This is a genomic window from Pseudomonas sp. KCJK8993 (assembly GCF_046230915.1).
Taxonomy (GTDB): Bacteria; Pseudomonadota; Gammaproteobacteria; order Pseudomonadales; family Pseudomonadaceae; genus Aquipseudomonas; species Aquipseudomonas piscis.
In genome coordinates, this window is record NZ_JBJJLO010000049.1 from 20,607 (window position 1) to 42,907 (window position 22,301).

25 protein-coding genes are annotated in these 22,301 nt (G+C 63.8%); 10 read left to right on the forward strand and 15 right to left on the reverse strand.

The window, feature by feature from the left end:
- Positions 1-130: 130 nt before the first annotated feature.
- The 4 genes from ACK6AU_RS17030 to puuE all read right to left on the reverse strand — a co-directional run bounded on the left by ACK6AU_RS17030 (position 131) and on the right by puuE (position 3,727).
- Positions 131-1,438: a urate hydroxylase PuuD gene (locus tag ACK6AU_RS17030; RefSeq protein WP_409300198.1), complete on the reverse strand. Its 1,308-nt coding sequence runs from the start codon at positions 1,436-1,438 to the stop codon at positions 131-133.
- Between the two features lie 51 nt (positions 1,439-1,489).
- Positions 1,490-1,993 (reverse strand): ureidoglycolate lyase, encoded by a 504-nt coding sequence (locus ACK6AU_RS17035; protein WP_022640170.1) that lies wholly within the window; start codon positions 1,991-1,993, stop codon positions 1,490-1,492.
- Positions 1,994-2,288: 295 nt separating this feature from the next.
- Positions 2,289-2,804 carry a 2-oxo-4-hydroxy-4-carboxy-5-ureidoimidazoline decarboxylase gene (gene uraD / locus ACK6AU_RS17040; RefSeq protein ID WP_185699770.1) on the reverse strand — a complete coding sequence of 172 codons (516 nt, stop codon included), beginning with the start codon at positions 2,802-2,804 and terminating at the stop codon, positions 2,289-2,291.
- Positions 2,801-3,727, reverse strand: coding sequence for an allantoinase PuuE (gene puuE / locus ACK6AU_RS17045; RefSeq protein WP_409300201.1), 927 nt, complete (start codon positions 3,725-3,727; stop codon positions 2,801-2,803). The genes uraD and puuE overlap by 4 nt, the downstream gene beginning before the upstream one ends.
- Positions 3,728-4,151: 424 nt before the next feature.
- Between puuE and uraH the strand changes: the two genes are divergently transcribed.
- Positions 4,152-4,505, forward strand: coding sequence for a hydroxyisourate hydrolase (gene uraH, locus ACK6AU_RS17050; protein ID WP_409300203.1), 354 nt, complete (start codon positions 4,152-4,154; stop codon positions 4,503-4,505).
- A gap of 163 nt (positions 4,506-4,668) precedes the next feature.
- Here uraH and ACK6AU_RS17055 read toward each other — a convergent pair whose 3' ends face one another.
- The gene (locus ACK6AU_RS17055; RefSeq protein WP_185699773.1) at positions 4,669-6,018 is read right to left on the reverse strand and encodes an NCS2 family permease; all 1,350 of its coding nucleotides are present in this window, start codon (positions 6,016-6,018) and stop codon (positions 4,669-4,671) included.
- 278 nt (positions 6,019-6,296) lie between these two features.
- A complete protein-coding gene (locus tag ACK6AU_RS17060; RefSeq protein WP_185699774.1) occupies positions 6,297-6,740 on the reverse strand; it encodes a MarR family winged helix-turn-helix transcriptional regulator in 444 nt (147 codons plus the stop codon).
- A gap of 82 nt (positions 6,741-6,822) precedes the next feature.
- Between ACK6AU_RS17060 and ACK6AU_RS17065 the strand changes: the two genes are divergently transcribed.
- Positions 6,823-7,989 carry a PLP-dependent aminotransferase family protein gene (locus ACK6AU_RS17065; RefSeq protein ID WP_409300206.1) on the forward strand — a complete coding sequence of 389 codons (1,167 nt, stop codon included), beginning with the start codon at positions 6,823-6,825 and terminating at the stop codon, positions 7,987-7,989.
- Positions 7,990-7,998: 9 nt separating this feature from the next.
- On the forward strand, positions 7,999-8,601 hold the full coding sequence (locus ACK6AU_RS17070; protein ID WP_185699776.1) for a glutathione S-transferase family protein: 603 nt from the start codon (positions 7,999-8,001) through the stop codon (positions 8,599-8,601).
- 60 nt (positions 8,602-8,661) lie between these two features.
- Here ACK6AU_RS17070 and ACK6AU_RS17075 read toward each other — a convergent pair whose 3' ends face one another.
- Positions 8,662-9,555: a LysR family transcriptional regulator gene (locus tag ACK6AU_RS17075; protein WP_185699777.1), complete on the reverse strand. Its 894-nt coding sequence runs from the start codon at positions 9,553-9,555 to the stop codon at positions 8,662-8,664.
- Between the two features lie 131 nt (positions 9,556-9,686).
- On the opposite strand from ACK6AU_RS17075, the gene ACK6AU_RS17080 reads away from it, so the two are divergent.
- Genes ACK6AU_RS17080 through ACK6AU_RS17090 form a run of 3 tightly spaced genes read left to right on the forward strand, consistent with a single transcriptional unit; the run spans position 9,687 to position 12,665 of the window.
- Complete coding sequence (locus tag ACK6AU_RS17080; protein WP_409300209.1) at positions 9,687-10,982, forward strand: CitMHS family transporter; 1,296 nt, start codon at positions 9,687-9,689, stop codon at positions 10,980-10,982.
- Between the two features lies 1 nt (position 10,983).
- The gene (locus tag ACK6AU_RS17085; RefSeq protein ID WP_409300211.1) at positions 10,984-12,342 is read left to right on the forward strand and encodes an acyclic terpene utilization AtuA family protein; all 1,359 of its coding nucleotides are present in this window, start codon (positions 10,984-10,986) and stop codon (positions 12,340-12,342) included.
- Positions 12,339-12,665, forward strand: coding sequence for a hypothetical protein (locus ACK6AU_RS17090; RefSeq protein ID WP_011062627.1), 327 nt, complete (start codon positions 12,339-12,341; stop codon positions 12,663-12,665). Before ACK6AU_RS17085 ends, ACK6AU_RS17090 begins: the two co-directional genes overlap by 4 nt.
- 19 nt (positions 12,666-12,684) lie before the next feature.
- On the opposite strand, the gene ACK6AU_RS17095 is transcribed toward ACK6AU_RS17090, so the two are convergent.
- From ACK6AU_RS17095 to ACK6AU_RS17115, 5 genes are all read right to left on the reverse strand, one after another.
- A complete protein-coding gene (locus tag ACK6AU_RS17095; protein WP_185699780.1) occupies positions 12,685-13,056 on the reverse strand; it encodes a glutathione S-transferase N-terminal domain-containing protein in 372 nt (123 codons plus the stop codon).
- A 101-nt stretch (positions 13,057-13,157) separates the two neighbouring features.
- Complete coding sequence (folE, locus tag ACK6AU_RS17100) at positions 13,158-13,703, reverse strand: GTP cyclohydrolase I FolE (RefSeq protein WP_011062625.1); 546 nt, start codon at positions 13,701-13,703, stop codon at positions 13,158-13,160.
- Positions 13,704-13,780: 77 nt separating this feature from the next.
- Positions 13,781-14,338, reverse strand: coding sequence for a Smr/MutS family protein (locus ACK6AU_RS17105; protein WP_152898752.1), 558 nt, complete (start codon positions 14,336-14,338; stop codon positions 13,781-13,783).
- Positions 14,339-14,414: 76 nt separating this feature from the next.
- Positions 14,415-14,735, reverse strand: a complete 321-nt coding sequence (locus ACK6AU_RS17110) for a hypothetical protein (protein ID WP_185699781.1) — start codon at positions 14,733-14,735, stop codon at positions 14,415-14,417.
- Between the two features lie 130 nt (positions 14,736-14,865).
- A complete protein-coding gene (locus ACK6AU_RS17115) occupies positions 14,866-15,456 on the reverse strand; it encodes a cysteine hydrolase family protein (protein WP_031320281.1) in 591 nt (196 codons plus the stop codon).
- A gap of 239 nt (positions 15,457-15,695) precedes the next feature.
- Between ACK6AU_RS17115 and prmB the strand changes: the two genes are divergently transcribed.
- Positions 15,696-16,604: a 50S ribosomal protein L3 N(5)-glutamine methyltransferase gene (prmB, locus tag ACK6AU_RS17120; protein ID WP_185699782.1), complete on the forward strand. Its 909-nt coding sequence runs from the start codon at positions 15,696-15,698 to the stop codon at positions 16,602-16,604.
- Between the two features lie 51 nt (positions 16,605-16,655).
- On the opposite strand, the gene ACK6AU_RS17125 is transcribed toward prmB, so the two are convergent.
- Both ACK6AU_RS17125 and ACK6AU_RS17130 read right to left on the reverse strand, forming a co-directional pair.
- Complete coding sequence (locus tag ACK6AU_RS17125; RefSeq protein ID WP_185699783.1) at positions 16,656-17,447, reverse strand: hypothetical protein; 792 nt, start codon at positions 17,445-17,447, stop codon at positions 16,656-16,658.
- 98 nt (positions 17,448-17,545) lie between these two features.
- Positions 17,546-18,499, reverse strand: coding sequence for an alpha/beta hydrolase (locus ACK6AU_RS17130; protein ID WP_409300215.1), 954 nt, complete (start codon positions 18,497-18,499; stop codon positions 17,546-17,548).
- A 191-nt stretch (positions 18,500-18,690) separates the two neighbouring features.
- Here ACK6AU_RS17130 and aroC point away from each other — a divergent pair, with 191 nt between their 5' ends.
- From aroC to ACK6AU_RS17145, 3 genes are all read left to right on the forward strand, one after another.
- Positions 18,691-19,782 (forward strand): chorismate synthase, encoded by a 1,092-nt coding sequence (gene aroC / locus ACK6AU_RS17135; protein WP_185699785.1) that lies wholly within the window; start codon positions 18,691-18,693, stop codon positions 19,780-19,782.
- Between the two features lie 28 nt (positions 19,783-19,810).
- Entirely contained in the window at positions 19,811-20,965 is a 1,155-nt protein-coding gene (locus ACK6AU_RS17140; protein ID WP_409300217.1) for an MFS transporter, read from the forward strand.
- 112 nt (positions 20,966-21,077) lie between these two features.
- On the forward strand, positions 21,078-21,617 hold the full coding sequence (locus tag ACK6AU_RS17145) for an acireductone dioxygenase (RefSeq protein WP_409300219.1): 540 nt from the start codon (positions 21,078-21,080) through the stop codon (positions 21,615-21,617).
- Positions 21,618-21,686: 69 nt separating this feature from the next.
- Here the strand turns inward: ACK6AU_RS17145 and ACK6AU_RS17150 are convergent, their stop codons facing one another.
- Positions 21,687-21,965, reverse strand: coding sequence for a DUF3509 domain-containing protein (locus tag ACK6AU_RS17150; protein ID WP_022640152.1), 279 nt, complete (start codon positions 21,963-21,965; stop codon positions 21,687-21,689).
- Between the last annotated feature and the right edge of the window lie 336 nt (positions 21,966-22,301).

The following is a 22,301-nucleotide window of genomic DNA, read 5'->3' on the forward strand; positions in this document are numbered from 1 at the left end:
CGCCATTGGCGTAGTGGTATGCAGCAACAGGCAAATCATGATCGGCCGATGGCGAGCCAGCCCGCCCCTACAGAAGCATCGATCCTGTAGAAGCGGGCTGCTCGCCGCTGGGCCTGGCGCCAGGCGCTGATCAGTTGGTCTGGGCCCCCTGGGCGATCCAGGCGCCGATCAGTTCACGTTCCTGCTGGGTCATCTGGGTGATGTTGCCCAGGGGCATGATCTGGCTGGCGACCGCCTGGGCCTGGATGCGCGCCGCCTGCAAGCGGATCTGCTCGGGGGTATCGAACATCACCCCGGCGGGCGCGGTGCTGAACAACGGGCTGGTGGGCTTGGCCGAGTGGCAGACCGCGCAACGTTCCTGGATCACGTTGTGGACCTTCTCGAAGCTCGGCCCGGTATTGGCGGCCTGGGTCGGAGCGCTGGCGGCCGGAGCCGGCGCCGAGGCCTGGGTGGCAGGCTTGGCCCCCCCGCCCAGGGCGGTTTCCGGCAGCGGCTGGTACTCGATCTTGGCGGGGGCCTTGGCCACTTCCGGGGTGCCGGGATTGCCGGCCGGGCCGGTGACATAGGCCAGGCAGATCATGCCCAGCGCCGCGACCGGCAGGGTCCAGGCGAACTTGTGGCTGTCATGGCGAGTGTTGAAGTAGTGGCGAACCAGCACCGCCGCCACCGCGATACCGGCCAGGATCAACCAGTTGTACTGGCTGCCGTAGGTGCTCGGGAAGTGGTTGCTGATCATGATGAACAGCACCGGCAGGGTGAAGTAGTTGTTGTGCCGCGAACGCAGCAGGCCCTTGGCCGGCAGGACCGGATCCGGCGTCTGGTTGGCCTCGATGGCCGCTACCAGCTGGCGCTGGGCCGGCATGATGATGCGGAACACGTTACCCACCATGATGGTGCCGATGATCGCCCCGGTATGCAGGTAGGCACCGCGACCGCTGAACACCTGGCTGAAGCCGAAGCAGGCGGCGATGATCAGCACGAACAGCACCAGGCCCAGCAGGGCCGGTTGCTTGCCCAGCGGCGAATCGCACAGGAAGTCGTAGATGAACCAGCCGGCGATCAGCGAACCGACGCCGATGGCGATGCCCTCGCCGCCGCTCAGGGTGCTGCCGGGGGCCAGCAGGTACAGGGTCGGGTTCCAGTAGAACACCAGGCACAGCAGGGCGATCCCCGACATCCAGGTGAAATAGGCTTCCCATTTGAACCAGTGCAGGTTTTCCGGCATTGAGGGGGGGGCCAGCTTGTATTTTTCCAGGTGGTAGATACCGCCGCCGTGGATTGCCCAGAGATCGCCGGACAGGCCGTTCCTGGGGTTGACGCGATTGAGGTTGTTCTCCAGCCAGACGAAGTAGAACGATGCGCCGATCCAGGCCACACCGGTGATCATGTGTATCCAGCGCACGCTCAGGTTGAGCCATTCCAACAGATGTGCTTCCACAGTCTTTACCTCATGCCCGTCACCCTTGTTGTCGGGGGATCAGGCCTTCTCTTATTGGTGGGGGGCGAGGATCAAACGCTCATCCTCTTTGAAGAAATGCTCATCGCAGTTGTTGCCAGAACCACTGCGATCGACCACCAGGAAGTCATCCCGCTTTTCGATCGTCAGCACCGGGTGGTGCCAGACGCCGCGATGGTAGTTGATGCCCTGCCTGCCATTACTGACAAAGGCACGGACGAGACCTGATACAGGTGCATCGCCAAGTGGCGCGACCACGATCAGAAAGGGGTTGCCGAGCAGCGGGATGAAGGCCTGGCTGCCCAGCGGATGGCGTTCCAGCATGCGGATGGTGAGCGGCATCTCCAGCGCGTCGGCGCGGAAGATACTGATGATCGCCCGGTCCTCCGGCTGGGCGGTCTCGACCGTCGCCAGGCGGTGGAAGCGCATGGTCGAACCGTTGTTGATCATGAAGTGATCGCTGCCGTCGGTTTCGATCACGTCTCCGAAGGGGGCGAAGGCTTCCTTGCTCAGGGGCTCAATGGTCAATGTGCGCATGCTGTTCTTCTTGAATTCTCTATGGGTTGCTGTTGGCCATGTCCGGCGCCGCTCACCGAGTGGTTTCAGCCTGCATCCCTGGCGGATGCCCAGGGCTGCTCGCGGCTCGTGTCCGGGAGTCGGTGCGGCGGGATGCGAAGGTGCGGGCCCCGAGGTTCGGCGAGGTTCCGGGCAGCCGGGCATGCACCCTTGCAGGTGGCGGGCTGTGAGCAGGTCATGGCGTGGTTGTTCATTGTTCTTGTCAGCCTTTATCGGTGGTTTTGCCGCGGCAGGCCGGACCTGCCTCGACCACTGGCTACAGCGTCTGCAAGCGGAACAGGGCGATCTTGTTGATCTCCGCCAGGGCGCACTTGAACTCGGTGTCCACCGGGTTGTGGATGCGGGTTTCGAAGGCGGCGAGGATCTGGTGCCGGTTGCTGCCCTTCACCGCCATGATGAAGGGGAACTGGAACTTGGCCTTGTAGGCGTCGTTCAGTTCGGTGAAGCGCTGGAACTCCTCGGCGGTGCACTGATGGATGCCGGCGCCGGCCTGCTCGTTGGTGCTGGCCGCGGTCAGCTCGCCCTGGATCGCGGCCTTGCCGGCCAGGTCCGGGTGGGCGTTGATCAGCGCCAGTTGGGTGGCGTGGTCGGCGCTGAGCAGGATGTCGCTCATGCGCTGGTGCAGGCCCTCGATTTGGTCCACCGAGGCGTCCAGGCCCAGGTCATGGGCCCTTTCGGCTACCCATGGAGAATGCTCGTAGATATCGGCGAAGGCCTCGACGAAGGCGGAGCGATCCAGGGTCGAGGGCTTGAGGGTCCGGAAGGCTGTCATTTCGCCGCTCCCTGGCAAGGGTGGACCTGCTGCCAGTGGCGGGCGATATCCACCCGCCGGGTGAACCACACCTGCTCGTGGCCCTTGACGTACTCGATGAAGCGCTTGAGGGCGGCCAGGCGTGCCGGACGTCCCACCAAGCGGCAGTGCAGGCCGATGGAGAGCATCTTCGGTGCCTCTGCACCCTCGGCATACAAGACGTCGAAGGCGTCCTTGAGGTAGTGGAAGAAGTCATCGCCCTTGTTGAAACCCTGCACCTGGGTGAAGCGCATGTCGTTGGTGTCCAGGGTGTAGGGGATCACCAGGTGCGGCTTGCCGGTGGGGTTGTTGGGTTCCCAGTAGGGCAGGTCGTCGTCGTAGGTATCGCTGTCGTAGAGGAAGCCGCCTTCCTCCATCACCAGGCGCCGGGTGTTCGGGCCGGTGCGCCCGGTGTACCAGCCCAGGGGCCGTTCGCCGGTGATCTCGGTGAGGATGCGAATCGCTTCGAGCATGTGCTCGCGTTCCTGGGCCTCATCCATGTACTGGTAGTCGATCCAGCGGTAGCCGTGGCTGCAGATTTCGTGGCCGGCCTCGACCATGGCGCGGATCACGTCCGGATGTCGCTGGGCGGCCATGGCCACGGCGAAGACGGTCAGCGGGATATCGAATGCCTTGAACAGCTTGAGGATCCGCCAGACGCCGGCACGGCTGCCATATTCGTACAGCGATTCCATGCTCATGTTGCGCTCGCCCTGCAGGGGCTGGGCGGCGACCATTTCCGAGAGGAAGGCTTCGGACTCCTTGTCGCCATGAAGGATGTTGCGCTCGCCGCCTTCTTCGTAATTGAGCACGAAGGACAGGGCGACGCGGGCATTGCCTGGCCAGTGAGGGTGGGGAGGGTTGGAGCCGTAACCGATCAGGTCGCGAGGGTAGTCAGCGCTCACTGCAGTCTTCCTTATTGTTCGTGGTAACTGTGGCGTGGCGGGACCTGAAGCCGGGAAGAGCCAGGTGGGCGTCACTGCGATGGCTTGATTGTATACAAGTTTATAATCGGTTTGTAAGCCCGTTTTTTTGCAAATTTACCCTTTTGTGGCTGCACAATCTCCCTGCAAGAAATCTGCCCAAGCGGTCAGCTTATGAATCACAAGTCGCCAGGCGGCGTGCTTTGGGCTTGATCGGCGGCCGACCGGCAGTAGCCTTGGAGTGGGCGATGAGTGTAATTATTATTGTGTACAATTTTAGATAAAAGTGTCTTAATCGTGACCTCGCCATGCTCGTTGCCCAGCCGCCGATCATGGCCGCCCTTTCTTTCACTGACTCCGGGAGGCGCGAGGCCTGAAGCTCGATCGCAACAGGCACGCAGAATCAATGGGACGTTTGACTACACACGTTTTGGATGCCGCACACGGCTGCCCTGGCAGCGCCATCAAGATCGAGCTGTATCGGGTCGAAGGGGCGCAGTTGGAACCGGTCGCCAGCGCCGTCACCAACAGCGACGGGCGCTGCGACGCACCGCTGCTGCAAGGCGATGACTACCGCAGCGGCGTCTACCAGCTGCACTTCCACGCCGGCGATTACTACCGCGCCCGCGGCGTGCAGTTGCCGGAGCCGGCATTCCTCGATGTGGTGGTGCTGCGTTTCGGCATCAGCGCCGAGCAGGATCACTACCACGTGCCGCTGCTGATTTCGCCCTACAGCTATTCGACCTATCGAGGAAGCTAGGACTTTCCCCCAAGAATCCTGCGCAAATAGCTTTCTTTGGTCCTTGCCCGCCCCACACTGCGGGCTTTTTTTTGCCCGCGACCAGGGCGGGCCGGTGTGTTGCCGGGGCCCTCATGAAAAAGCCCCATCCAGCTGGACGGGGCTTGGTGACAAGGGCCGAGGGCTACAGGAACACGAACTTGGCGATGAAAATCGCGCACAGCACGTACAGGCTGATGGAGATTTCCTTGTGCCTGCCGGTGCCGGCCTTGAGCACCACGTAGGTGATGAAACCCAGGGCGATCCCGTCGGCGACGGAAAAGGTCAGGGGCATCATGATCGCGGTGACGATCGCTGGAATGCTGTCGGTGGCTTCTTCCCAGTCGATGTGGGCCATGCCGCCCATCATCAGCATCGCCACATAGATCAGCGCGCCAGCGGTGGCGTAGGCGGGGATCATCCCGGCCAGCGGGGCGAAGAACATCGCCGCCACGAACAGCACGCCCACGGTGATGGCGGTCAGGCCGGTGCGCCCACCGGCGGCTACGCCCGCGGCGCTTTCCACATAGCTGGTGACCGGTGGTACGCCGACCACCGCGCCGAACACGCTGGAGGTACTGTCGGCCTTGAGCGCCCGGGACAGGTTCTCGATCCGCCCGTCAGGGTTCACCAGGCCAGCGCGCTGGGCCACACCCATCAAGGTGCCGGCGGTATCGAACATGTGCACGAACAGGAACGCCAGGACCACGCTGATCATGCCGACGTTGAACACCCCGGCGACATCCATGGCCATCCAGGTCGGCGCCAGGCTTGGCGGAGGAGAAAGGATGCCGTCGTAGTGCACCAGGCCCAGGCCCCAGCCGGCCAGGGTCACGGCGATGATGCTGATCAGGATCGCGCCGAACACCCGCCGATAGCTGAGCACGGCGATCATCAGGAAGCACACCGCCGCCAGCAGCGGTCCCGGCTCGCGCAGTGAACCCAGCTTGATCAGGGTCGCCGGGCTGTCGACGATGATCCCGGAAGTCTTGAGCCCGATCAGACCGAGAAACAGCCCGACTCCGGCGCCCATGGCGAAGCGCAGGCTGGCCGGGATGCTGTTGAGCAGCCACTCGCGGATCCGCGACAGGGTCAGGATCATGAACAGCACGCCGGAGACGAAGACCGCGCCGAGGGCGGTTTCCCACTGGTAACCCATGGTGCCGACCACGGTGTAGGTGAAGAAAGCGTTGAGCCCCATGCCTGGTGCCAGGCCCACTGGCCAGTTGGCGTACAGGCCCATCAACAGGCAGCCCAGGGCCGCGGCGATGCAGGTGGCGACGAAGGCGGCGCCGTGGTCGATGCCGGCGTCGGCCATGATGTTCGGGTTGACGAAGATGATGTAGGCCATGGTGATGAAGGTCGTCATGCCGGCGATCAGCTCGGTCTTCACCGTGGTGCCATGCAACTTGAGTTTGAAGATGCGCTCCAGCCAGCCGCTGTTCGGCGATGACGAGAGGTTGAGCGGAGAGGCTTCGGATTTGCGGCTTTCCACAGCGAGTACTCCTCAAGAGTTTTATTGTTTTTTCAGAACCGGGCACGCGAGGGTGGGCAGCGGCTCTTTGAGGCAGGTCGGGCGCGTGGGCTTTGTTGACCTCAAGGTCAAGAACTCACAGTTGGCGATTATGCTTTTGTATACAAAGAATGCAAATAATGTTTTTTGGCTTGTGTGCGAAGGCTCTGCCGGGGGCCGCTATATAGGGCTGGCAGGCAAACGGGGGAGAACAGATGTAGCAGGAGGTGGGCGTCGGGAGTCGCTGCCCACCTTGGGGCTCAGGCGTCGACTGGTTTACCGGCCAGGGCCTGGTTGACTGCCAGCCAGCCATTGACCGCATCTTCACCGGCTTCGGCAAAGGCTCGTTGCAGCAACTTGACCTGCTCGCGGCGCAAGGATTGTTCGAAGCGCGCGCCTTCGGCGGTCAGTTGCAGCAGGCGTTTGCGCTTATCGCAGGCGGGCGCGACGCTGTTCACCAGGTGCATTTCCAATAGTTGGCGCAGGGGAGTGTTCAAGGCCTGCTTGCTGACTCCCAGCAGGGCCAGCAACTCCTTCACGCTCAACTCGGGGTAGCGAGCGATGAAAAACACGATGCGTTGATGGACGCGGCTCAGGCCGCGACGTTCGAGCATTTCGTCGGCCTTGGCGGTAAAGGCCTGGTAGCCGAAGAAGAAGGCTTCCATGGCGATCTGTTGCGAGGACTGCTGTTTCAGGTCAAGCATATTGACGTATCTGCGGGAGTCGGCGTAATTTTCGGTCAAGTAGTTTGACGTATTTCCCCAGCCCTTCGCTAGCGGTGACTCCATGGCCTTCTCCGAACGTGTATCGCGCCTTAAAAGCTCCCTGATCCGTGAAATCCTCGCCGCGGCCCAGCGTCCGGAAGTGATGTCGTTCGCTGGCGGCCTGCCGGCCGAGGCGATGTTGCCCAAGGTGCAGTGGCAGGACATGCCCACCACCATGGGCCAGTACGGCGTGAGCGAGGGGGAGCCGCAGTTGCGCGAGGTCCTGGCCGAACAGGCGCGCCAGCTCGGCCTGCCCTGTACGGCGAGCCAGGTCATGGTGGTCAGCGGGTCCCAGCAGACCCTCGACCTGGCGGCCAAGCTGTACATCGACAAGGGTACCCAGATCATGCTGGAAGCCCCGACCTATCTGGCGGCCCTGCAGATCTTCCAGCTGTTCGGTGCCCAGTGCCTGACCGTGGCCCTGCAGGAGGATGGCCCGGACCTGGTGCAGATGCGCCAGCGCCTGGAGCAGCAGCGCCCGGCCTTCGCCTACCTGATCCCGACCTTCCAGAATCCCTCGGCCGTGCGCTACAGCGAAGCCAAGCGCGATGCGGTGGCGGCCTTGCTGGACGAATTCGAAGTCACCCTGGTCGAGGACGAGCCCTATCGCGAGCTGACCTTCGACGGCGGCAGCGCCAGGCCCATTGCCGGGCGCTTGAACAAGGCCAGCTGGATCTACAGCGGCACGGTGTCCAAGACCTTGCTGCCCGGCTTGCGGGTCGGCTACCTGATCGCCAGCCCGGACCTGTTCCCGCACCTGTTGCGGCTCAAGCAGTCGGCGGATCTGCACACCAACCGTTTCGGCCAGTGGCAGGCCATGCAGTGGATCGGCAGCGACCGGTTCCAGCAGCATCTGCAGGACCTGCGCAGCTACTACCGCCAGCGTCGTGATGCTTTCGAGGCGGCCTTGCAGGCTCATTTCACTGATCTGGCGCACTGGCAGATGCCCGAGGGCGGATTGTTTTTCTGGCTGAGCTTGAAACAGCCCCTGGACACCCGCACTTTGCTGGAGGCGGCATTGGAACGCGACGTCGCCTTCATGCCCGGTGAGCCGTTCTTTAGCGAACCGGACCACCACCACGGGCATCTTCGGTTGAATTTCAGCCACATCGATCCGGCGCGGCTGGACGAGGGCCTCAAGCGGCTGGCCACCGTGATACGTCAAGCACAGGCTGCACAGGCAGCCTAGGGGAGGGCCATGTACAAGGTTTATGGCGATTACCGTTCAGGCAACTGCTACAAGATCAAGCTGATGCTCAACCTGTTGGGACTGCCTTATGAATGGCAGGCGGTGGATATCCTTGGCGGGGATACCCAGACCGAGGCATTCCTGGCGAAAAACCCCAACGGCAAGATCCCGGTCCTGGAACTCGAGGACGGCACTTGCCTGTGGGAGTCCAACGCGATCCTCAACTTCCTTGCCGATGGCAGTGAGTTCCTGCCCGGCGAGCCGCGGCTACGGACCCAGGTCCTGCAATGGCAGTTCTTCGAGCAGTACAGCCACGAGCCGTACATTGCCGTGGCGCGTTTCATAAAAGCCTACGAGGGCTTGCCCGAGGAGCGCCGGGAGGAATACCTGAAGCTGCACAAGCGTGGCTACAAGGCGCTGGAGGTGATGGAAAAACAGCTGAGCCGCACGCCGTACCTGGTGGGCGAGCATTACTCCATCGCCGACATCGCGCTGTATGCCTACACCCATGTGGCCCACGAGGGTGGTTTCGACCTGGCGGGCTACCCCGGGATCCAGGCCTGGATGCAACGGGTAGCGAGCCATCCGCGACACGTGACGATGCTCGACTGAGCGGGTGCTTCCATCCCCACTGAACCGGCCTTGTGCCGGTTCAGTGCGTTGTGGGTCCCGCTAACGATATTCACTGGCCAGGTTATGGCGTAGCCATTCATAGCAGCGCTGCGCCGCTGGGCTCAGTTGCTGGCCACTGCGGCGGATCAGGCCGATCTCGCGGCTGACCCCAGGATGTTTGATGGCAATCCGGCGCAGGCCCTCACGGCCGTCATCGGCGGATTCCGGCAGCAGGGTAATGCCCAGCCCCTGGCGTACCAGAGCCAGCACCGTGCTCATGTAGTTGGCTTCCATGGCCGCAAGCAGGGGCAGTCGGCTGTCATCGAACAACGTTTCGACCTGTTCGCGCACGCTGCTGTCGCGACCGGTGAGAATGATCGGCTGGCGGGCCAAGTCCTTTAGCGTTACTGACTGGCGCAGGGCCAGGGGATGATCGGTGGCCACGAACAGGCACAGGCGATCCTCCAGCAGGGGCTGGAAATCCAGCCCATGGCTGAGCCGGGCGCGCCCGCCGATACCGAAATCCACTTCGCCGGCCCGGACTTGGGCATGAATGCGGTGAGCCACCAGGTCCTGCAGGCGTAGCTCGATTCCGGCAAATTGCTCGCGAAACTGGCGCAAGGCCGGCGGCAGCACCCCGGCGCAGACCGACGGCAGCGCGGCCAGGGTGACCATGCCCCGGCGCAGGGCGGCCAGGTCCCGGGAGCCGCTGACAATGTTGTCCAGGTCCAGCAGCAGTTTCTCCATCGGTCCCCGGGCCTGCTGCCCAGCGGCGGTCAGGCTGACATGGCGCGGGCTGCGGTCGAGCAGGGCGACCCCCAGCCATTCCTCCAGTTGCTGGACCTGCACGGTAAGGGCTGATGGCGACAGGTGCAGCTCGGCGGCAGCTTTGCTGAAGTTGCCGCTGCGGGCTACGGCGAGGAAGGCCTGGATATGCTGGATCGAGTTCTTCATTTTGTTTTTCCGAATACAGGGCGCCGAATATTCCAATTTACAAAGGCTAGCGCGATTTCAATACTCCAGAAAAACAATAACCGTCCGCCTTCCGGCCCCGGCTTGAAGAGGCGGCACACTGGAGTTGCTCCATGCTCGCCACCCTGGGTGTCATCACCATTCTCTGCCTGCTCGCGGCCGTCATGAGCAAGCGCCTGTCGCCTCTGGTCGCGCTGATTGCGCTGCCGATCATCGCGGCGCTGATCGGCGGTTTCGGTCTGCAGACCAGTGCCTTCATCGTCACCGGCATCAAGAACGTCGCCCCCGTGGTAGGCATGTTCGTGTTCGCCATCCTGTTCTTCGGCATCATGACCGATGCCGGCATGCTCGATCCGATCATCGACCGCATCTTGCGCACCGTCGGCACCCGACCGACGCGGATCGTGGTCGGTACGGCGCTTCTGGCGCTGCTGGTGCACCTGGACGGTTCCGGCGCCGTGACCTTCCTGGTGACGGTGCCGGCCATGCTGCCGTTGTACACCCGGCTGGGCATCGACCGGCGGATTCTGGCCTGTGTCGCGGCGATGGCCGCCGGGGTCAATTTCCTGCCCTGGACCGGCCCGGTGTTGCGCTCATCAGCGGCCTTGCATGTGCCGGTGGCGGATTTGTTCCAGCCGCTGATCCCGGTGCAGATCGTCGGCTTGCTGTTCGTCTTCGCCAGTGCCTGGTGGCTCGGCCGCCGGGAGGAGCGCCGCCTGGGCCTCGGTGCCGATGCTTCGGTCGGTGCAGGCATCCCGACCCGGGTATTGAGCCCCGCCGAAGAGGCGCTGCGCCGTCCCGGGCGCTTCTGGGTCAACCTGCTGCTCACGGTGCTGGTGATGTTGGTGATGATTGCCGGCTGGGTCGATCCGGTGGTGATGTTCATGGTCGGCACGGTGCTGGCGCTGTGCATCAACTACCCGGATGTCGAGGCCCAGCGAGCACGCATCGATGCTCATGCCAAGACGGCCCTGACCATGGCCAGCATTCTCCTGGCGGCCGGTGTGTTCACTGGCATCATGCAGGGCAGCGGCATGCTCAAGGCGATTGCCGAAGTGACGGTGGCGCAGATTCCTGCCGGTCACGGCAAGCTGATTCCGACCGTGGTGGGGGTCCTGTCCATGCCCCTGAGCATGCTGTTCGACCCTGACTCCTATTATTTCGGGGTGATGCCGGTGATTGCCGAAGTGGGCAAGGCCCTGGGTGTCGACCCGCTGCAAGTGGCCCAGGCTTCGTTGCTCGGCGTGCACACCACCGGTTTCCCGGTAAGCCCTCTGACCCCGGCGACCTTCCTGCTGGTGGGCCTGTGCAAGATCGAACTGGCCGACCATCAGCGTTTCACCATCCCCTTTCTATTCGCCGCGTCAGTGTTGATGACCCTGACCGCGCTGCTGCTGGGAGTTTTTTAAGATGAAAAGCCTACGTATCGGCTCCGGCGCCGGTTACTCCGGTGACCGTATCGAGCCCGCCATCGAGTTGGCGCAACAGGGCGACCTGGATTACCTGGTGTTCGAATGCCTGGCCGAGCGCACCATCGCCCTGGCGCAGCAGGCGCGCCTGGCCGACCCGCACAGCGGCTACGACCCGTTGCTGGGGGCACGGATGCGCGGGGTGCTGCCCTTTGTCGGCGCCGCGGCCTCGGGACGGCGTTTGCGCATCATCAGCAACATGGGGGCGGCCAATCCGTTGGCGGCGGTGGCCGAGGTGCAGCGGATCGCCGCCGAGCTGGGCTTGCCAGGGCTCAAGGTGATCGCGGTGCTGGGGGACGATGTGCTCGAGACTCTGCGGGCCCGGCCGGAGTGGATGCTGGACAACGGGCAGTCCCTGGGCTCGCTGGGGCAGCGGCTGATTTCCGCCAATGCCTACCTGGGCGCCCAGGGCATAGTCGAGGCGCTGCGGGCCGATGCCGACGTGGTGATCACTGGGCGGGTGGCCGACCCTTCGTTGTTCCTGGCGCCGCAGATCTTCGAGTTCGGCTGGGCCGAGGATGACTGGTTGCGCCTGGGACGCGGGACGCTGGTGGGGCATCTGCTGGAATGCGCAGGCCAGGTCAGCGGCGGCTACTTTGCCGATCCGGAGGTCAAGAATGTGGCCGGTCTGGCGCGCCTGGGTTTCCCCCTGGCCGAAGTGGATGAACAGGGCGCGGCCCTGATCACCAAGGTCAAGGGCTCCGGGGGACAGGTCAGCAGCGCTACCTGTACCGAGCAGTTGATCTACGAAGTGCATGACCCGGCGGCCTACCTGACGCCGGATGTCTGTGCCGATTTTTCCGCGGTGGGCTTTGTCGAGGAGGCCCCCGACCGGGTGCGGCTGCAAGGGGCGGCAGGCAGTCCGCGGCCTGAGCGGCTCAAGGTCAGCGTTGGCTACCTGGATGGCTGGATCGGCGAAGGGCAGATTTCCTATGGCGGCCCTGGAGCTGTGGCAAGGGCGCGGCTGGCCCGGGACATCGTGCTTGAACGCCTGGCCCTGACCGGGGTACAGATGCAGGAAGTGCGCGCGGAACTGATCGGCATCGATGCCTTGCACGGTGTTGAACTGGGCCAGCGAGCGCATGTCGAGCCCTGGGAGGTGCGCCTGCGGGTGGCGGCTCGCTGCACGGACAAGGCCGAAGCGGTGCGCGTCGGCAATGAGGTGGAAACCCTCTATACCAATGGGCCCGCTGGTGGCGGCGGGGCCAGCAAAAGCCTGCGGCAGGTGGTGGCGGTGGCCTCGCTGTTACTGCCCCGGGAGGCCGTCAAGGTCACCTTGCATCAGGAGGTACGGGCATGAATGAGGTCAAATTGCGTGACTTGGCGCACTCGCGTACCGGGGACAAGGGCGACACTTCGAATATTTCGGTGATTGCCTACCGCGCCGAGGACTTTGCCTTTCTTTGCGAGCAGCTTACCGCCGAGCGCGTGGCGCAATATTTCGCCGGCTTGCTGGGGAGCGATGCTGCGCCGGTACAGCGTTATGTCCTGGAGAATGTGCGGGCCTTGAACTTTGTCTTGCCGGGCATCCTGCGTGGCGGGGTGACCCGCTCTCTGGCGTTGGATGCCCACGGCAAGTGCCTGGGCGCGGCCTTGCTCGACTTGCAGCTGGCCCGGGGCTGAAAAGCCCCGGGGGAGGGCGTCAGACGGTTGCGAAGCGCTGGTTCAGGTAATCGATGATCACCTTGGATTCGTACATCCAGGTGGTTTGTCCGTGCTCTTCGATGCGCAGGCACGGCACCTTGATCTTGCCGCCTTGCTCCAGCAGGGCCTGGCGGTCTTGCGGGTTGTTCTTGGCGTCGCGCAGTGCCACCGGCACGTTCAGGCGGTGCAGGGTGCGGCGGGTCTTCACGCAGAAGGGGCAGGCGTGGAACTGGTACAGCGCCAGGCTCTGGGCGGCCTGCTCGACCTGGGCCTGGGCGGCGGCGCTGCGCTTTTGCTTGCGCGGACGGGTGATGAAGTCGATGAAAATGATGAGTTGGCCCAGGCCGACTCGCAGTGCTTTGACGATCACGGTGTTGCCTCTTGCCCATGGATGAAGGGGCGGCAGCTTAACCGATTTTGGCCAGGCGAAAAAAACCGGCGATCGACGCCGGTTTTTTCATTGACCGCCTGTCACTTGATCAGGCTGAGGAACTCGCTGCGGGTCGCGGCATTCTCGCGGAACTCACCGAGCATCACCGAGGTGATCATCGATGAATTCTGCTTCTCCACGCCGCGCATCATCATGCACATGTGCTTGGCCTCGATCACCACGGCCACGCCCAGCGCACCGGTCACTTGCTGGACGGCGTCGGCGATCTGCCGGCTGAGGTTTTCCTGGATCTGCAGGCGCCGGGCATACATGTCGACGATGCGCGCGACCTTCGACAACCCCAGGACCTTGCCGCTGGGGATGTAGGCCACGTGGGCCTTGCCGATGAAAGGCAGCAGGTGGTGTTCGCACAGCGAGTAGAGCTCGATGTCCTTGACCAGCACCATTTCGCTGTTGTCGGAGCTGAACAAGGCACCGTTGGTGACCTCTTCCAGGGTTTGTGCATAACCGCGGCAAAGGTACTGCATGGCTTTGGCGGCGCGCTTGGGCGTGTCGAGCAGGCCCTCGCGGGAGACGTCCTCGCCCAATTGGCCGAGGATCGCGGTGTAATTCTGTTCCAGGGACATGAAACTACCTGTGGGATTTTACGCAAAGGGCAAGGGTACGGTGGCCGGCACGGCGCTGCAAGCTCGATGCAGGCGCTTTATTCGTCGCGGCCTTCCATCATGGTGCGCTTGAGCATGACGTACAGCGCACCGGTGCCGCCATGCCTGGCCTGGCAGGAAGCGAAGCCCAGCACTTGCGGATGCTGGCGCAGCCAGGTGTTGACGTGGCTCTTGATCATCGGCCGCTTGCCATCCAGGCGCACGGCCTTGCCGTGGGTAACCCGGACACAGCGGATTTCGAACTTGGTGGCTTCGGCGAGGAACGCCCAGAGGGTTTCCCGGGCTTTCTCCACGGTCATGCCGTGCAGGTCGAGGCTGCCTTCGAAGGGGATCTGGCCGATCTTCAGCTTGCGCATCTGGCTGTCCTGGACCCCGTCGCGGGCCCACATCAGCTCGTCTTCCGGACCCACGTCGATGACGAACTGGTCGGACAAGCCGTCCACCGTAGTGGTTTCGCTGCGTACGGTGGCAGCCTGGCGCAGCTTGGCGATCTGCGCCCGGTCGGTCTTGGGTTTGCCTGTTTCGGCACGGTCATGCTTGATCGGCTTGATGCCGCGCATCTCGTTCTTGAACAGGGAAAAGTCGTCGTCTTGCATATCAGCCTCCGCGAAGGGGGGCTAGTTTACCCAAGTCGCTATGCCTTCAGGCGCGTAAATCGCGCCGTGGGCTGTTTCAGTCGTGTTTTTTCATCAGGTGCGGGGCCATGTTCAGCGCCAGCGGCTGGCGCATGCGGCGTCGGCAACGTCGCCACAGGCGTACGCCGGCATACAGCAGCACCAGGCCGGTCAGCAGGACTACCGTCGAACCCAGCGGTTGGGCGTTGAGTTCGCCCAGCGCCGGCGCGCGTCCCAGCAGGCTGGCGATACCGGCCATGGCTAGCAGCACGCCGCAGGTCGCCAACAATGCGGAGAATGCCGCTCCCAAGCGCAAGCGCCAGTTGCGCGGGCTCTTGGGCCGCAACCGGCGTGCGTCAAAACCATCGGATATCTTCATTCCGATCTTCCTCAGTGGGTATCGGCCCTTCGACCGGAAGTTGGTCGGGTGGTTCCTGAGGCTCGGGTAATTGCTGAACATGCGTGGCATTCATGGATGAGCGGCCCGCCAGCCGCTCACCTGAGGGCGGTCAGATCAGGCTTGCGGTCGAGGCCAGGGTGGCGAAGTTGTCGGCCATGATGGCCATTTCGGTCTGCTGGACGTGTGCAGCGCTGAGGATGCCGTCCTTGTAGGGCAGGTCGCGGGTGGCGCAGGCATCCTCCACCAGGGTGCAGCGAAAGCCCAGGTTCTTCGCCGCGCGGACGGTGGTGCTGACGCTGGAGTGGCTCATGAAACCGGCCACGATCAGGTCCAGGGAGCCCAGGTCCTGCAGGCGCTTTTCCAGTTCGGTGCCATGGAAGGCGCTGGGCAGCAGCTTGCCGATGATGGTCTCGTCACCCTGGGGTTCGAGGCCGGGAATGAATTCGCCGCGTTCGCCCTGGGGGTCGAACAGGCCGCCGACGGTGCCGAGGTGGCGGACATGCACGATGGGCCGGCCGGCTGCCCGGGCGGCGCTCAGCAGCTGGCGGATGTTGGCCACTGCCGCGTCCATGCCGGACAGGGCCAGGGGGCCGCTGAGGTACTCTTTCTGGGCGTCGATGATCACAAGGGTCGCGTGGCTCAAATTGGCCGCCGCATAACCACGACCGCTGAGTTGAAACATCGTCTTTGGAACGGACATTCTGGGGCTCCTGTGAGTGGGGCGTTTGCGACATTGTCCTCTGGCGGAGCGCTTCTGTGAATCGCTACTAACGTAAGGGGCGCCGTTGCTGGCCTGCAGCCATGTCAAGCGCTATCGTCGAGCGCCCTTCGGGCGGGCCCGGGGCGTTCACCGGTCGATTGCGCGGCAATGGTTTTCCGCTTAGTCGGCAACGGCTTTGGCTGTTAGAATCGTTGGTCGTTTTGTCAGGAGTCTGTTCCGTGATCACTTCCCGTCTACGCACCTTGCGTGACCATATCCGCTGGGCCGTCAGCCGCTTTCATGGGGAGAATCTGTTCTTCGGCCATGGCACCGACAATGCCTGGGACGAGGCGCGCCAACTGGTGCTCGGTGCCCTGCATCTGCCCTGGGAAATTGCCGATAGCTATTTGGATTGCGCGTTGGAAGACAACGAGCTGGTCCACCTGCAGCACTTGCTCAAGCGCCGCATCGAAGACCGTGTTCCCGTGGCCTACCTGCTAGGGGAGGCCTGGTTCTGTGGCTTGCCGTTCGTGGTCGACGAACGCGTACTGATTCCCCGTTCGCCCATCGGCGAGCTGATCGAGAAGCGCTTCGAGCCCTGGCTGGCCAACGAGCCGGCGCGGATCCTCGACCTGTGCACCGGCTCCGGCTGCATCGGCATCGCCTGTGCCTACGAGTTCCGCGAGGCCGAGGTGGTGCTGGCCGACCTGTCCTTCGAGGCCCTGGAAGTGGCCAACCAGAACATCGAGCGCCACGGTGTCGAAGAGCGGGTCTTCACCGTGCAGGGCGATGGTTTCGATGGCCTGCCGGGCCAGCGCTTCGACCTGATCGTGTCCAACCCGCCCTATGTCGACGCCGAGGATTTCGCCGACATGCCCGAGGAATACCAGCACGAGCCCGAACTCGGCCTGGCCTGTGGCGAGGATGGCCTGAACCTGGTGCGGCGCATGCTGGCCGAAGCGGCCGGGCACTTGACCGACAAGGGCCTGCTGATCGTCGAGGTGGGCAACAGCCAGGTACACGTCGAGGCGCTGTATCCGGAGGTGGATTTCGCCTGGCTGGACTTCGAGCGCGGCGGCCATGGCGTGTTCATGCTCACCGCCGAACAGTGCCGTCAGCACCAGGCACTCTTCGCTTCTCGTCTCTGAAGGGGGCCAATGGCCCGCGCGATGCGGGCCCTGGTGGCAAGAGGATGCGGCTCAGCGGTGAGTCGCGATCCAGATCAGCAGCCCGGCCTGGAACACGGCGAAGGCCACCAGGCAGGTGATGGTGAACCGCAAGCCGGCATCTTCACGCTTGTACTTGGTGACTTTCTCGTCCTGCTTGCGCAGCTTGCCTTCCAGCTCCTCCAGGTTCTGTTCGGCTTGCTGGAGCATCTGCGCGGCTTCCAGTATCTCAACGAACTGCAGTTTCTCGGTGTTCCACTGGCTCAACAACTCGCCGACCTGGACGTCCTTGACGCTGCCCTTGAGGTGTTGGGCATCGGCATAGACCACATCGAAACCTTGCATGCGCAGCACATGGTCGCGGCGCAGGCGAGTGTCTTCGTTCAGGGCATCCTTGTTCGCCAGGTCGAAGCCGTCGACCCGGTAGTGCGGCCATTTCTTTTGTGCCCACTGTGCGGCCTGGGCCAGCAGGAAGCGGCCTATCCCACGGTTCAAGGGCTCGATCTGCAGGCCGCCCTCGGGCTCGAAGCAGACCCGGCGAGTGTCGTGCTCGACCCACACATCCAGGTGATTCTGTTCCTTGCGCACCCGTTGCCCGGGCAGGCTGATGTTCATGCGCAGCAAGCTGTATTGCTTGTTGCTGCGCTCGGCGTAGCCGAATTCGATGAAACGCAGGGGGCGCGAACCGGTGGCTCGATCGGTTTGCAGGGGAGCCAGGCGCAGCATCCTGCGGTGCTCGACCTGGACGTCCGCCCAGGGACGCGGTGCCGGCTCCGGGGCGACGGGTTCCTGCTCGGCGGCAGGTGAATTCTGGGTATCAGTCATAACGGCAAGTCCTGTCCAATCGCTGTGCGCCGACAGCAATCGAACGGCCGGCAAAGGCTTATCGGCCGTTTTTTCCAGGACTGGAGGGTTAAAACAGGCTAACGGGTGTGAAGTCCGTCAATAAAGTCGGTGATGGCACTGCCCAACTGTGCCGCCAGCGGCAGTTGCGGGTCCTTATAAGAGGCCAGCTGGCGCTGCAGGTCGTTGGGCACGATGCGCATCACATGGTTCATGCCCTCGATCAGCGCCAGCCGAGCATCGGGCTTGGCGGCCTTGAGCACCTTGGCATCATCGACGCTGACCTGGATGTCGTTGCTGCCCTGGACGATCAGCGCCGGCATCTTCAGGCGGGCGAAGGCAGCGGCCGGATCCTCGCGGAACAGCGTGATCAGGTAAGGCTGCACGCTGGGACGGAAGATCACCTGCAAGGCCGCGGGCACATCGCTGTCGACCTTGCCGGCCTTGAGGCTGTCCAGCAGCTCGTTGGCCCGCACCATCAAGCCCGGGGGCAGGCGGTAGCTCAATTGCTGGCGCAGGACCTGGTCCACCGGCCGGGCGGTACCGGCGATGGAAACCACGCCCGCGGCATCCACTTGCGGCGCGGCGAGGCTGGCGATCAGCGCCCCTTCGCTGTGGCCCAGTACCACCAATTGGCCCAGGCGCGGGTCGGTCTTGAGCTTATTGCCCCAGGCCACGGCGTCGGCCACGTAGGCCTCAAGGGTCAGGTTGCGTTCGTCCGGGGTGGCGGCGAGGCTGGCGGCCACCCCGCGCTTGTCGTAGCGCACGCTGGCGATGTTGTGCCGGGCCAGCACCCAGGCCAGGCGCTTGAGGTTGTCATTGCGCCCGCCGTCGGGGTTGTTGCCGTCGCGATCGGTAGGGCCGGAGCCGGAAATGATCAGCACCACCGGCACGGGCTGCGCGGATTTGGGCAGCAGCAGCGTACCGTACAGCTCGCCATGGCCGGTATCCAGGCTGATGGGACGTTGCAGGACGGTGGCCTGGGCCAGGCCGGTGAACAGGAACAGACTCAGCAGAAGAACTCGCAGCATCATCACGCCATCATGGAAAAGGTGCCCGTTGGACTCGGGCAAGGGTCGAAGGTTCGAGGATGAACTACTTGGGTAGCCTGCGTATACTGCCGTGCTGCCGGGAGCTGTTGCCGTGGGTCGATGGAGGATCGACAAACCGTAACGGGACCTGGTCCAGATTGAGTCATTCCCGCTGATTTCACGGAGCGCCCCGCATGTCCGGCAATACCTACGGCAAGCTGTTCACTGTCACCACCGCCGGCGAAAGCCATGGCCCGGCGTTGGTCGCCATTGTCGACGGCTGCCCGCCGGGCCTCGAGCTGTCCCTGCAAGACCTGCAGCGCGACCTGGACCGGCGCAAGCCCGGCACCAGCCGCCACACCACCCAGCGCCAGGAGCCCGACGAGGTCGAGATCCTCTCCGGGGTCTTCGAGGGCAAGACCACCGGCTGCGCCATTGGCCTGCTGATCCGTAACACCGACCAGAAGTCCAAGGACTACTCGGCGATCAAGGATCTGTTCCGCCCGGCCCACGCCGACTACACCTACCATCACAAGTACGGCATCCGCGACTACCGTGGCGGTGGCCGCAGCTCGGCGCGGGAAACCGCCATGCGTGTGGCGGCCGGTGCCATCGCCAAGAAATACCTGGCCAGCCAGGGCATCGTGGTGCGGGGCTACATGAGCCAGCTGGGCCCGATCGAAATCCCGTTCAAGACTTGGGACGGCGTGGAGGACAACGCCTTCTTCAGTCCCGACCCGGACAAGGTGCCGGAGCTGGAGGCCTACATGGACCAACTGCGCCGTGACCAGGATTCCGTGGGCGCGAAGATCACGGTGGTCGCCGAAGGCGTGATGCCAGGGTTGGGCGAGCCGATCTTCGATCGCCTGGATGCCGAACTGGCCCATGCGCTGATGAGCATCAACGCCGTCAAGGGCGTGGAAATCGGCGCCGGTTTCGCCTCGGTGTCCCAGCGTGGCACGGAACACCGGGACGAGCTGACGCCGGAAGGTTTCCTCAGCAACAATGCCGGCGGCATCCTCGGTGGTATCTCCTCGGGCCAGCCGATCATTGCCCACCTGGCCCTCAAGCCGACCTCCAGCATCACCACCCCGGGGCGCTCCATCGACGTCGATGGCAACCCGGTGGACGTGATCACCAAGGGGCGCCACGACCCATGCGTGGGCATCCGCGCCACGCCGATCGCCGAGGCGATGATGGCCATCGTGCTGATGGACCACCTGCTGCGTCATCGCGGCCAGAACGCCGACGTGCGCGTCGGCACTCCGGTCCTGGGCCAGCGTTGATGCCGGTGCTGCCGGTCGCCACGCTCGGATGACCGCGGCGGCATTGCCGTACTGGCGGCTTTCCAGCTTCTACCTGTTCTATTTCGCGCTACTGGGTTCGACCGCGCCGTTCCTGGCGCTGTATTTCGACCACCTGGGGTTTTCCAGCGCGCGGATCGGCGAGCTGGTGGCCATCCCCATGCTCATGCGGTGCGTGGCGCCGAACCTCTGGGGCTGGCTCGGCGACTACACCGGCCAGCGCCTGGCCATCGTGCGTTTCGGCGCGATCTGCACCCTGGGCTGTTTTTCCCTGATCTTCATCGACCAGGGCTACGCCTGGCTGGCGATGGTCATGGCCCTGCATGCCTTCTTCTGGCACGCGGTGCTGCCGCAGTTCGAGGTCATCACCCTGGCCCACTTGCAGGGGCAAGCCTCGCGCTATAGTCAGATCCGCCTCTGGGGCTCCGTCGGCTTCATTCTCACGGTGGTGGCCCTGGGGCGCTTGTTCCAGTGGCTGAGCCTGGATATCTACCCGGTCACCCTGGTGGTGATCATGGCGGGGATCGTCCTCAGCAGCCTATGGGTGCCCAATGCCCAGCCGCTGGCCCAGGGGCAGCGCCTGGCGGGGGAGGGATTTCTCCGGCAGGTGCGGGCCCCCGGGGTGCTGGCTTTCTACTTGTGCGTGGCGCTCATGCAACTGAGCCACGGTCCTTACTACACCTTCCTGACCTTGCACCTGGAGCGCCTGGGCTACAGCCGTGGATTGATCGGCATGCTCTGGGCCCTCGGGGTGGTGGCCGAGGTGTTGATGTTCCTGGCCATGAGCCGGATCCTGGCGCGGTTCTCCGTACGCCGGGTGCTGCTGGCCAGCTTCCTGCTGGCGGCCCTGCGCTGGTTGCTATTGGGCAGCCTGGCGGAGTTCCTCTGGGTGCTGCTGTTGGCCCAGGTGCTGCATGCCGCGACCTTCGGCAGCTTCCACGCTGCCTCCATTCATTTCGTCCAGCGCAGCTTCGGGGCGCGCCAGCAAGGCCAGGGCCAGGCGTTGTACGCAGCCCTGGCGGGCACTGGCGGCGCTCTCGGAGCGCTCTATGCCGGCTACAGCTGGAACGCCCTGGGGGCGACATTGACCTTTAGTATGGCCAGCGTCGCAGCCCTGGCCGCAGCCGTTATCATTGCCGCCCGCATGCAAGAGCAGAGGCCCTGAGCCTGTCTCTCGCACTGTTGCCTGGCACAGCCAGCCACCCTGCCGAGGCGCCTTCGACGAAGGTGCCAGCGCTGTGTCCGAACGGCCTCATCAAACTCCAGGAGTCACCACTATGAGCAGCCTGTCCGTCTATCACGTCTCCAGCCCGGACCTGCCGAACAAGGTCCTGACCCATTTCGAGGATATCGCCGCCACCCTGGCCGAGCAGGGCATCGCCATCGAGCGCTGGCCGCATGCTGCCCGGATCGAACCCGGCGCCAGCCAGGAACAGGTCCTGGCCGCTTGCCAGGCCCAACTCGATCCCCTGATGAGCCAGCGGGGCCATGCCTCGCTGGAAGTGCTCAGCCGCAAGGGCAGCTACGCGGACATCGACGGCAACTTGCCCGAGGAGCAGCGCTTGGATGGCGACGCGGCGTTGCTGCTCCTGGCCGGGCGCGGGCTGCTCTACCTGCATATCGACGACTACGTGTATGGCCTGGTATGCGAACGGCATGATCTGGTCTCGCTGCCGGCAGGCACGGCCCACTGGTTCGACATGGGCGAGCAGCCGGACCTAGTGGCCATCCGCTTGTTCGGCGACAAGACCGCGACCCACGCCGCCAGGATCACCGGTGACGACATCGCCAGTGGTTTCCCGCGCCTGGACGACTGACCTGGCAAATGCACTCGGGCCGGCGCCACGCAAGGTGGGGCCGGCCCGAGCAGCGGGATGGGCAGCGGCTTACAGGGAGTGGTAAGTCGGCAGGGCGAAGCGGTTCTGGCTCTGCAGCAGGGAAATCTGCGGCAGCTCGCTGGCCTGCTCGGCCAGGTCGCGGCGGATGGCGCTGATGACCCACGACAGCTGGTCTGCGGCGTGCAGTTGGGCGTAGGAAATCGAACGCTTGAATTCCTTGCCCTCGCTATTGCGCAGGGTGAGCAGGATGCCGCCGTCGGGGCGTGCCAGGGTGGTCACTTCGAAGTTGGAGAACAGGGAGGAAAATTTTTCTTGGATCAGGCTCATGTCTATCAGCTCCGTTAGTTCTTGAAGGGCAAGCATGGAGTGATAGGTGCAGCGATTGTGCCAGTATTGGATTTTATAAAAATCCTTATATATCAATGGCTTGTAAAGTCATCTGAAAAAAGAATTCGTGCAAATTGCATGAATCGCCATCGTGCATCCTGCATTTTGCAGGTTGTGGCGGGGGGGGGGGGGGGGGGGGCCGGCATTTTGTGAGTCGAGGGGAGGGAAGGAAAGTTAAAGTGCAAACACGGGGATGGAGTGTGAAGGGGGGGCGGGGGCGGGAGGAAAAAAAATTAGAAAAACAAACGAGACAGCTGTGGGAGGGGGGTGGGGATG